Origin of the sequence: Mycobacterium sp. SMC-19, assembly GCF_045310815.1 — a bacterium.
Lineage (GTDB): Bacteria > Actinomycetota > Actinomycetes > Mycobacteriales > Mycobacteriaceae > Mycobacterium.
Window position 1 is genome coordinate 335,436 of sequence record NZ_JBJIAM010000006.1, and the last position, 9,792, is coordinate 345,227.

11 protein-coding genes are annotated in these 9,792 nt (G+C 68.4%); 5 read left to right on the forward strand and 6 right to left on the reverse strand.

The annotated features are described in order from the left end of the window. Position 1 precedes the first annotated feature (1 nt). The 3 genes from ACJH5R_RS16010 to ACJH5R_RS16020 are packed head-to-tail and all read right to left on the reverse strand — an operon-like array spanning position 2 to position 2,501. Positions 2–1,177: a cytochrome P450 gene (locus ACJH5R_RS16010; protein ID WP_406782347.1), complete on the reverse strand. Its 1,176-nt coding sequence runs from the start codon at positions 1,175–1,177 to the stop codon at positions 2–4. A gap of 50 nt (positions 1,178–1,227) precedes the next feature. Further along, positions 1,228–1,944 (reverse strand): NIPSNAP family protein, encoded by a 717-nt coding sequence (locus ACJH5R_RS16015; protein ID WP_406758870.1) that lies wholly within the window; start codon positions 1,942–1,944, stop codon positions 1,228–1,230. Further along, complete coding sequence (locus ACJH5R_RS16020) at positions 1,944–2,501, reverse strand: hypothetical protein (RefSeq protein WP_406782343.1); 558 nt, start codon at positions 2,499–2,501, stop codon at positions 1,944–1,946. Before ACJH5R_RS16020 ends, ACJH5R_RS16015 begins: the two co-directional genes overlap by 1 nt. A 144-nt stretch (positions 2,502–2,645) precedes the next feature. Here ACJH5R_RS16020 and ACJH5R_RS16025 point away from each other — a divergent pair, with 144 nt between their 5' ends. Beyond that, on the forward strand, positions 2,646–3,341 hold the full coding sequence (locus ACJH5R_RS16025) for a DUF427 domain-containing protein (protein ID WP_406758868.1): 696 nt from the start codon (positions 2,646–2,648) through the stop codon (positions 3,339–3,341). Here ACJH5R_RS16025 and ACJH5R_RS16030 read toward each other — a convergent pair. Beyond that, positions 3,336–4,235 (reverse strand): acyl-CoA thioesterase, encoded by a 900-nt coding sequence (locus ACJH5R_RS16030; RefSeq protein ID WP_406758867.1) that lies wholly within the window; start codon positions 4,233–4,235, stop codon positions 3,336–3,338. The two genes, ACJH5R_RS16025 and ACJH5R_RS16030, sit on opposite strands and share 6 nt — an antisense overlap. 88 nt (positions 4,236–4,323) lie before the next feature. On the opposite strand from ACJH5R_RS16030, the gene ACJH5R_RS16035 reads away from it, so the two are divergent. Together ACJH5R_RS16035 and ACJH5R_RS16040 are read left to right on the forward strand one after the other, a co-directional pair. Beyond that, positions 4,324–5,184 carry an SMP-30/gluconolactonase/LRE family protein gene (locus tag ACJH5R_RS16035; RefSeq protein ID WP_406759021.1) on the forward strand — a complete coding sequence of 287 codons (861 nt, stop codon included), beginning with the start codon at positions 4,324–4,326 and terminating at the stop codon, positions 5,182–5,184. Positions 5,185–5,194: 10 nt separating this feature from the next. After that, a complete protein-coding gene (locus ACJH5R_RS16040) occupies positions 5,195–6,001 on the forward strand; it encodes a thioesterase family protein (protein ID WP_406758866.1) in 807 nt (268 codons plus the stop codon). Here the strand turns inward: ACJH5R_RS16040 and ACJH5R_RS16045 are convergent. Beyond that, entirely contained in the window at positions 5,978–6,595 is a 618-nt protein-coding gene (locus ACJH5R_RS16045; RefSeq protein WP_406758865.1) for an SDR family NAD(P)-dependent oxidoreductase, read from the reverse strand. The genes ACJH5R_RS16040 and ACJH5R_RS16045 overlap by 24 nt on opposite strands. Positions 6,596–6,758: 163 nt before the next feature. Here ACJH5R_RS16045 and ACJH5R_RS16050 point away from each other — a divergent pair, with 163 nt between their 5' ends. Beyond that, positions 6,759–7,295 (forward strand): TetR/AcrR family transcriptional regulator, encoded by a 537-nt coding sequence (locus ACJH5R_RS16050; protein WP_406758864.1) that lies wholly within the window; start codon positions 6,759–6,761, stop codon positions 7,293–7,295. Here the strand turns inward: ACJH5R_RS16050 and ACJH5R_RS16055 are convergent. Next, positions 7,292–8,656 carry an FAD-binding oxidoreductase gene (locus ACJH5R_RS16055; protein ID WP_406759020.1) on the reverse strand — a complete coding sequence of 455 codons (1,365 nt, stop codon included), beginning with the start codon at positions 8,654–8,656 and terminating at the stop codon, positions 7,292–7,294. The two genes, ACJH5R_RS16050 and ACJH5R_RS16055, sit on opposite strands and share 4 nt — an antisense overlap. Positions 8,657–8,704: 48 nt before the next feature. Between ACJH5R_RS16055 and ACJH5R_RS16060 the strand changes: the two genes are divergently transcribed. Then, positions 8,705–9,604: an alpha/beta hydrolase gene (locus ACJH5R_RS16060; protein WP_406758863.1), complete on the forward strand. Its 900-nt coding sequence runs from the start codon at positions 8,705–8,707 to the stop codon at positions 9,602–9,604. Positions 9,605–9,792: the final 188 nt, after the last annotated feature.

Genomic DNA, 9,792 nt, shown 5'->3' on the forward strand with positions numbered 1-9,792 from the left:
TTCAGACCTCCACCGGGATGGTGTTCCAGCCCCACTGAAAACTGGACGGCAGCCTGGTCGCGCCGTCGTCGACGATCCGATAATTCGGAGCTCGGCGCAGCCATTCCTGTACCAGGACGGTCACTTCCAGTCGGGCCAGGTGGTAGCCGATGCAGAAGTGCTGCCCGCGCCCGAATGCCAGTGACCGTTTGATCGGCCGGTCCCAGTGGAATTCGTCGGGCTCGGGATACTGGCGCTCGTCGCGGTTGGCCGACGCCAGCAGGGTGATGATGCGTTGGCCCGGCTCGACCGTCGTCCCGTGCAGCGTGAACGGTTTGCGGGCGGTGCGGGCGAACCATTGCGCCGGTGCGCAATACCGGATCATCTCCTCGCGTGCCAGCTGCACCGTGTCCTGCGGGTTCTCCCGTACCGCGGCCAGTTGGTCCGGGCGCCGAGCCAGTTCCCACAACCCATGCGCGACGATCTTGGGCACGGTCTCGGTACCGCCGATGAAGATGCACAGCAGTTGCGTCGCGGCTTCGACGTCATCGAGATCGCTACCGTCCGGTAGGCGGTAGGCGAGCATCCCGTCGACGATCGGCAGTTCGGCGGGACCCCGCTCGGCGCGCCGGCGTTGCACGGCCGGGATGAGGTATTGCAGGTAGTTGGGCCGTGCCGCGGCCGTGTCCACCCCGCTGCCGGCCTGCGCGAGACTGCCGGCGTTCACCGCTGCCAGTACCTCCGCGGCGCACTCGATCGGAATGCCCAGCAGTTCGCAGACCACCTGGGCCACCACGACTCCGCCGTAGTCACAGGTCAGGTCGAAGCGGCCCAGCGGAAGCAACTCATCGAGCCGCTGGTTGGCCAAGTTGCGGACCCGGTCTTCCCAGTCGGCCACCGACCGGGGCCGAAACGCCGGGGACTGCAGGCGGCGAATGTCGTCGTAGATCGGCTTGTCGAAGACGGCGTGGAAGGGCAGCGGGTGCAGCGGCGGATCCGGGACCGCCCCGTTGTTGTGCTGCGCCAGCACATTGGCCGCCGGCAGCGTTCCCTCGGAAGCCACGAAGGTTCCGTCACTGACCGCCAGCACATCCCAGATGTCATCGAAACGGGACAAGGCGTACAGGTCCCACTGCGGGACGTAGTACATCGGGTGCCGGTCGCGCAGCACGCGGTAGTAGGGCAGGGGGTCGGCCATCACCGCCGGGTCGAACGGATCGTAGGAGAACTGCGGTGCGGCAACGCTTGTCACGTGGCGTCTCGCTGCAGCGGGGAGGGCGGCAGGGCTTGCAGGATCGAGTCCTCCCAGCCGTCGCGTAACGCGGGCGCCACGCTCATCCACGTCACGATCTCCGCCGGCGGGTGGTCCTTCCACGACGGGTAGTGCTCGGCGAAGCACTCCCAACCGCCGTCAAGCGCCCAGTAGTGGATGACCTCGTTGTAGCGGAACGTGGTGGTGAACGAACCGAGCCAGCGCTTGCCGGTGCTCTCCGACCACGGCACGTACAGCCGCTCCAGTTCGCGGATGTAGTCGTCCTGGCGACCGGGCTTGGTCTGCATGATCTCCTGAATCACCACGGTCGCGTCGAACTCCGCCGCGCGCAGCGCAGCCAGGGTCTTGTTGTGCGGGCCGGGGTACATGATGCGGCCCTCCCCCGACGCTCCGATACCGCCGAGGTAGGTCGACCATTCGGTCGCGCGCTGGGCGTGGCTGCCGCCGCTGCTCTGCGCCCGCCCGATTCGGGCGTAGTCGGCAAATGCGTCGATCTCCCAGATGACCGTGACCTGCGGCCAGTGCCCGTTGTAGGCGGTGCTCTCCCACAGCGCGAACAGGCGGGCGCCCAACTCGGTCATCATCGGCTGGTAGATCTCGGTGAAGTTGCGGGTGAACTCGTCGCGCAGGCCGCGGCCCAGGTCGATCGTCTCGTGCAGATACAGCAGGGTGTGGTCGTAGTGTTTGCGCATCAGCCGACCGGGACCAGGTCGGAATTGACCGGCAGGCAATGCTTCTGGTCGCTGCGGAATACCTCCGGACCGTCGACCTGTGCTGTGTCGCTGATGTCGGCGGCGGCCAGCGCCTGCCTCTTGAACGCCCGGCCCGCCACGGTGGGGATGTGCTGCACGGCGCTCAGCCGGTGCTCCACCTCCAGCGGCCAGCGCTCACCCCACAACACGACCTCGGTCAGGCTGCGCCGCAGCGCCTGGTGCACCCGCCGGCTGATCCGCGGGTCGGCGGCGAGCGCGTCGGCGACCACGGCCAGGCTGTGCCCGGAGGCCTCCCCCTCGGGGGCGGACAGCTCCGTCTCGAGGTCGGCGGGGTTCAGGCCCAGGATCTGTAACGGCCGCAGATCCAGGTGCGGTGGCACCAGCACACGCACGTCCCAGCCGGTCGCCGCACGGTGATACAGCCAGCCACCCGCCCCGTGCACCAGGGCGGGGACATCGAGGGCGATGACATCGAGGCGGTAGCGCAGGTACTGGTCCTGCGCCGGGGAATCCAGGGCCGCAGCGGTACTCGTCATCACATCATCCCAGCTCGTCGCGAGAATCTCAGACGGCGCCGGCGGCCGGACAAACCGTCCGACCGCGCAGCACAACTTTTCCGAGATATTACAGTTGGAGTCGAATTTGTAAAGCCGAATGAGGCGAACGCGGGTGGGAGTGAAATGAGTCTGGTTGCCGGGCAGGGCCCGCTCAGCACCGAGCGAGCCGGCTGGTTCTCGCCGGAGATCACCGGCGCCCTGGTGTACGTCGAACCGCATCCGCGCCGCGTGCGGGCGATCCGTGACGAACGGACCGTGATCGATACCGAGAACGCGCTGCTGGTGCATCGCCAGGGCGAGCCGTTGGGCTACGCCTTCCCCGCCGATTCCATCGGCGACCTGCCGCACCGGGCGCTGCCGGAGGCATCCGGCTTCGTGCAGGTCCCCTGGGACGCCGTGGACGCCTGGTTCGAAGAGGGCCGCCGGCTGGTGCACTACCCGCCGAACCCCTATCACCGGGTCGATTGCCGGCCCACCCGCCGCGCATTGCGCGTCGAACTCGCCGGGGTGGTCCTGGTGGACACCGACGACACCGTGATCCTGTTCGAGACCGCCCTGGCGCCGCGGCTCTACGTCGCCCCGGACCACGTGCACACCGCTCTGTTGCAGGCCTCGACGACGTCGACCTACTGCAACTACAAGGGCTACGCCACGTACTGGTCTGCGGTGGTCGGTGACACCGTCGTGCCGGACGTGGCCTGGAGTTACGCCGACCCGCTGCCCGAGAGTGCGCCCATCGCAGGCCTTTTCAGCTTTGACCTGTCACGCGTCGGCGGTTTCGCCGAATTGCCGAAGCCGGCCCGGCGCCCGCGGCTATAGCCGCGAGTGCTCGGCGATCTTGTTGTCGCTGGTGCGCAGTGGCCGAATGAGACCGTCCTGGGCGAACGAGGCGAGCAGTTCGCCGTCCTCGGTGTGCACGGTGCCGCGGACGTAGGACATGCCCGCACCCACCTGGGTGCTTTCATGGCCGTAGAGGATCCATCCAGCCCAGCGCACCGGTTCGTGGAAGCTCACCGTGACCGTCATGGGAGCGGTGGACACCGTCAGGTGCGACTGGCTGGTACCGATCCCGGCGTGCGCACGCATCGTCGTCGAGATGCCCAAATGCCCGGTGAAATACGCGATCAGCGCCTTGGCGAGGTCGTCGCGGGCGGGTATGGGGTCGTAATTCAGCCACGCGTAGAGCTCCGGCGGGCCCACCTCGTCGGGACTGTTGACGTCGACGACATCCACGAGGCGCACCTCGCGCCCCGTCATCGGCATGACGCAGGGGTTGGCCTGCGCGGGGGCTGCCACGTCGGGGCGGGGCAGGTGGTGCGTGATGACATCCGCCGACGGGACGTCGGCGAGCACCGTGATGGTTGCGCACCGCTTGCCGTTCTGCAGCACCGAGATCACCGCGGTGGCCGTAGAACGCCCCTCGCTGACCACGTCGATCACGTATTCCGCCGCCGGCCCCACCAGCACAGCCCGGGCAAAGACCGCGTGCACCGATCGGACGGACTTGTCCGAGAAGCGTTTCGCCGCCGCGACGATCGCCTGCGCCAGTAGTTGGGTGCCCTCCACGACTTGGCGCTCGTCGTCGCCGGCCAGCCCGGTCGCGCCGGTGAACCGGTCCGGGCCGTCCGCCGTCACCTCGAAAAGCTCCAGCAGGCCACTCACCGACCATTGCGCCGCAGGGGAGGTTTCGGTGGTCGGAGACGCTTCAGCCATTCCGCGAGCGTGACATTTGAGCCACATTTTGTAAAGTGGGCTCTGACCGCGCCCGCGGCCGCAGGACAGGAGGGCGACAGTGTTGGGTATCGCCGAAACGACTTCGCAGCAGGACAACCCGGGGTCAACGTCACCACCCGCGCCGCTGGCGGGCGGCTTCTGCTTCGGGGAGGGACCGCGCTGGTTCGAGGGCCTGTTGTGGTTCTCGGACATGCTCGGCGAGGCGATCCACACCGTGAACCTGCGCGGCTCGATGACTACGGTCCCGCTGCCGGGGCATACCCCCAGTGGCCTGGGTTTCCGGCCGGACGGATCGCTGCTGATCGCCTCGGCCTCGGACCGCCAGGTGCTCTGCTACGACGGCGACGCGGTGAGCACGCTGGTCGACCTTGGCGGGCTGGTGCCGGCCGATCTCGGCGACATGGTGGTGGACGCGGCAGGCCGCAGCTATATCGGGTCGCAGGCCTACTCCGGTGGTGTGGTGGTGCGCGTCGATCCGGACGCCAGCGTGCGCATCGTCGCCGAGGACCTGGACTTTCCCAACGGGATGGTGATCACCCCGGACGGCGGCTCGCTGATCGTCGCCGAGTCGATGGGTCGCCGGCTGACCCGGTTCACCATCAGCGCCGACGGTGGCCTGCGTGACCGCCGGGTGTTCGCCGACGGGTTGGACGGTCCACCGGATGGCATCGCACTGGACGCCGCCGGCGGAATCTGGACAGCGATGACCCTGGCCAATCAGTTCGAGCGCATCACCGAGGGCGGTGTCGTGACCGACCGCATCGCAACCGACGGGCGGGCCGCGATCGCGTGCGCGCTGGGCGGGCCCAAACGCCGCACGCTGTTCCTGCTGTCCAGCCCGTCCGCCTACCCCAAACGGCTGGTCGGGAGCCGCGAGTCGCGTCTGGACACGGTGGCCGTGGAGATTCCCGGCGCCGGACTGCCCTGAAAGGGATTCGATGACCGACTCCTACTACGAGCTGCTGGACGCCGCCGATCCGCGGGGAGAGAAGTTCGCTGCCACCGACTTGGTGCGCGGTACCTGGTCGGCTCAGATTCAGCACGCCGCACCGGTTTCGGCGCTGCTGGTGCGGGCGCTGGAGCGCTTGGCGCCCCGCGACGACACCCGGCTCAGCCGGGTCAGCATCGACCTGTTGGGGCCCGTGCCGGCCGAGGGCGCGTTGTGGGTACGCGGCCAGGTCGACCGGGCCGGCAAGCAGATCGAACTGGTCAGCGCCGAGATGCTGGCACCCGGTCCCGACCAGCTGCCTCGGCCGGTCGCCCGCGCCAGCGGTTGGCGGCTGCAGACCTTGGACACCGGCGACGTGCAGCACGCCTCGGCTCCCCCGCTGCGGCCCGTCAGCGAGGCGCGCAGCAACAACATGCAGCAGAACTGGGACCGCAACTACGTGCACAGCCTGGATTGGCGGTGGCTGACCACGCCACTGGCCCCCGGGGCCGGCGAATCCTGGATCTCACCGATCGTGGACCTGGTCAAGGGCGAAGCGATGACTCCGCTGCAGCGGCTGTTCGCGGTGGCCGACGACGCCAACGGGGTCGGTACCAAGCTCGACATCAGGAAGTGGACGTTCCTCAACACCGACCTGGTGGTGCACGTGCACCGGATTCCCGACGGCGAGTGGATCGGGATCCGCGCCGAGACCAACTACGGTCCGGACGGCATCGGGACCACCATCGGCACCCTGTTCGACCAGCAGGGCCCGGTGGCGGGCATTGCGCAGTCAGTCCTCGTGCGCCGTCGTTAGCGGATCGCTCCTTGCGGCCGGGAGAAGTTCGACCAGACGCAGCCGCGACTCGTTGGCCATCCCGGCCACCAGGCGGCCGGCCTCAGCGGTGAACGCGAAGGCACCCGGCTGGGCCGACCGCACCACTGACGCCCGCACCCCGGTGCCGACGAACTCCGCATCCAGGGCCGCGAGCCAGGCGTCGACCTTGCGCCCGGCGGCGGCGCAGCTCACCCCGGCCAACTCCGGGCCGACCAGCACGACGTCACCGCTGCCCCGGGCGATCATGGCCGGAATCACCCGGGTGGCAAGGGTTTGCGCCCCCACTCCGGCGGCCTCCGAACACTCGCCCGCCCGGCCGGCCAGGCCGAAATCGGTGATGAGAACGTCCGGGGTGCCGATGAGGTAGTGCGCGGAAGCCAGGAATCGGTTGATCGAACGCGGGTCGGCGAGATCAAGGTGCGCCGCGAAGGCACTGCCGCCGCGGTCGCGCAACCGCGCTGCGAGCCGCTCGGACTCCTCGAGTCGTCGACCGCCGATCAGCACCAGGTGTCCTTGCGCGGCCAACTGGGCCGCGACCGCCCGGCCGATCCCGACTGCTTCGATGACGATCATCACGGCTCGCGGCGGATGCGTGCGTTCCTCGCACGTGACTTGCGGCGCTTCGATCACAATAATTGCCCTACGTCCCGATCCTCCGGGGCCCGTGACGGTGAGGAACTATGTCCAGGCACCGAACCAGCGTGACACTATCGCTATTTTTTGTAAAGTCTCCGCTATGACCCGCAGCACGGTGGACGCACCCGACAGCTCGACCCGGCAGCGGATCCTCGCTGCCACCGCCGAGGTGCTCGGGCGCAATGGGATGACCAAGCTCAGCCTGTCCGAGGTCGCCTCCCAGGCCGGGGTATCCCGCCCCACCCTGTACCGATGGTTCCCATCGAAGGAAGAGCTGATCTCGGCGTTCTCCCGCTACGAGCGGCACATCTTCGACAGCGGGATCGCCCGCGCCACCGAAGGGCTGAAGGGCGCCGAAAAGCTCGATGCTGCACTGCGGTTCATTGTCGACTACCAGCACTCGTCGACCGGCGTGCGCATGATCGACATCGAGCCCAAACATGTGCTCGCCGACTTCTCCCGCATCATCGTGCCGATGCGCGAGGGTCTGCAACGGATGCTGACCGGACCGGACGCCCCGGTGAAGGCGGCCGCAGCTATCCGGATTGCCATCTCGCACTACATCATTCGTAGCGACGACTCCGAGCAGTTCCTCGCCCAGCTGCGTCAGGCCGTCGGCATCAAGCACCGCGACTAGTCGAAGAGCACCGCGGCATTGAGATAGCCGGTCGGATCGAATGCGGCTTTGATCGTCCGCATCGCGGCGATGTCGTCCGGCCCGCGCGACATCGCCAGGTAGGCCCGCTTGCGGCTGCCCACCCCGTGTTCGGAACTGACGTTGCCGCCGCACTCGGCGATGAGTTGCATCATCGCTGCGTACAGTGCCGGCTCGGCTGATCCCGAACAGCGCAGCACGTTGAAGTGCAGGTTTCCCTCGCCGATGTGACCGAACAGCACCGGAAGCGCCTCGGGTGCATGCCGGCGTACCACCGCGCTCGCCGCCGCGGCGAATTCGGCGACCGCTGCCAAAGGAAGGGACACATCGAACTTCAGCGGCGGCCCGAATGCACCCAGCACGTCGGCGATCGCCTCGCGAATCCGCCAGAGCCGCTGCTGAGTTGCAAGGTCGATGCCCACCGCCGGTTCGTCGCAGGACCGCACCTGCATCAGCAGTTCGGCGAGACGATCGGTCTGATCGGTGTCGCCCGCCAATTCCACCAGCAATAGCCAGTCACCGCGCACCGGAGCGCCGATCCCGAGCCGCTCCCCGGTCAGCGCCGCGACGCGGGCGTCGATCAACTCCAAGGTGGCGATGCCGTCGAGGTCGCGAAAGATTCGGGCCGCGTCGACCAGGGCTGTCAGCTCCGCGAAGCCGCAGACTGCCGTGACCCGGTGCACCGGCACGGGATGCAGGCGCAGATCCAGGCCGGTGATGACGCCCAGGGTTCCTTCGGCACCGACGAACAGCGCCGGCAGGTTGTAGCCGGTGTTGTCGGAGCGCACCGCGCTGTGCCGATGCACCAATGTGCCGTCCGGCAACGCCACCTGCAGACCGAGTAGCTGCTCGCCCATGTTGCCGTAGTGCACGGTGTACAGCCCGCCGGCGTTGGTCGAGGCCATGCCACCGACAGTCGCGGTGTCGCGGGCGGTCAGGTCGACACCGAAGATCAGCCCGGCATCGGTCGCCGCGCGCTGCACCGCCGCGAGCGTGGCACCCGACCCCACACTCACCCGTCGCTCGACGACGTCGACCTCACCGACGGTGTTCAGCCGCTCGGTGGACAGCAGCACGTCATCGTGCTCGGGGACGGTGCCGGCCACCAACGAGGTACGCCCACCCTGGACGGTGACGTGCGCGCCGGCGTCGCGGCAGCGCCGCAGCACCGCGGCGACTTCCTCGGGCGACCCGGGCCGCACCAACGCACCCGCTCGGCCCCGGTAACGACCGGTGTAGTCGACACTGCGGCCGGCCAGCACGTCGGGATCGTCAGTGACGTAGGCGGAGCCCACTACCTCCGTCAGGCTCTGCAAAAGGCTCCGAAACTGGCTTTGAGTCACCGCCCCGGTCACGAAGCCGGTTTACCACACGCGGGGCTACCTTTAGGCATGGCTATCCGCGAAGATGTCTCGTTTCGATCGGGCGCGGACCGAATCAGCGCCTGGCTGTACCGCCCCGATGACGCCGGCCGCGACGGTGCCCCGCTGCTGGTGATGGCGCATGGCCTGGGTGCGGTGCGAACCATGCGGCTCGACGCCTACGCCGAGCGGTTCGCCGCGGCCGGTTACGCCTGCCTGGTGTTCGATTACCGCAACTTCGGCGACAGCGACGGCGCTCCCCGCCAGTTGCTCGATGTGGACATGCAGCTGGCGGACTGGTCCGCCGCGGTCGACTTCGCGCACACCCTGGCCGGTGTCGACCGCAACCGGATCGGCCTGTGGGGCACGTCGTTCGGTGGTGGCCACGTGATCGCCACCGCGGCGCGACTGCGGGTGGCGGCGGTGGTGGCGCAATGCCCGTTCACCGACGGGATCGCCTCCGCGCGCACCATTCCACCGTTGACCATCGCGCGGATCAGCCTGTTGGCGTTGCGGGATCTGGCCGCGGCCCGGCTCGGCAACCCGCCGGTGATGGTGGCGACCGCCGGCCGCCCCGGAGACGTCGCGCTGATGAGTACGCCCGACTCGTACCCGGGCTACCTGAAGCTGGTTCCGCAGGGGCAGAACCTGCGCAACGAGGTCGCCGCCCGGATCGGGATGAAGATCCTGGCCTACCGGCCGGGCCGGCAGGCGGCCAAGGTGAGCTGCCCGATTCTGTTCTGCGTGTGCGACACCGACTCGGTCGCCCCGCCCGAACCGACCCTGCGCTACGCCGCGAAGGCGCCCCGCGGCACCGTCAAGAGATATCGCGAGGGCCACTTCGACATCTATGTCGGCGACGCTTTCGAGCGAGCGGTCGCAGATCAGCTGGAGTTCCTGGACCGCAACCTCAAGATCGCGGGGGCCTGAGCGCGCGGCACCAACTTGTCACACCCCCACTCTAAAATCGAAAGTATGTTCGAAGTATCCTTGGCGGATCCGGAGGCGCTGGCCGACGTCGACGACAAGGCCCTGGTGGCAGCGATCTCGGGGTGGGCCCGACTGGAGGCCGCCTCCGCTGCGCGCCGCCTGGCTGCCATCGGCGAACTGGTCGCTCG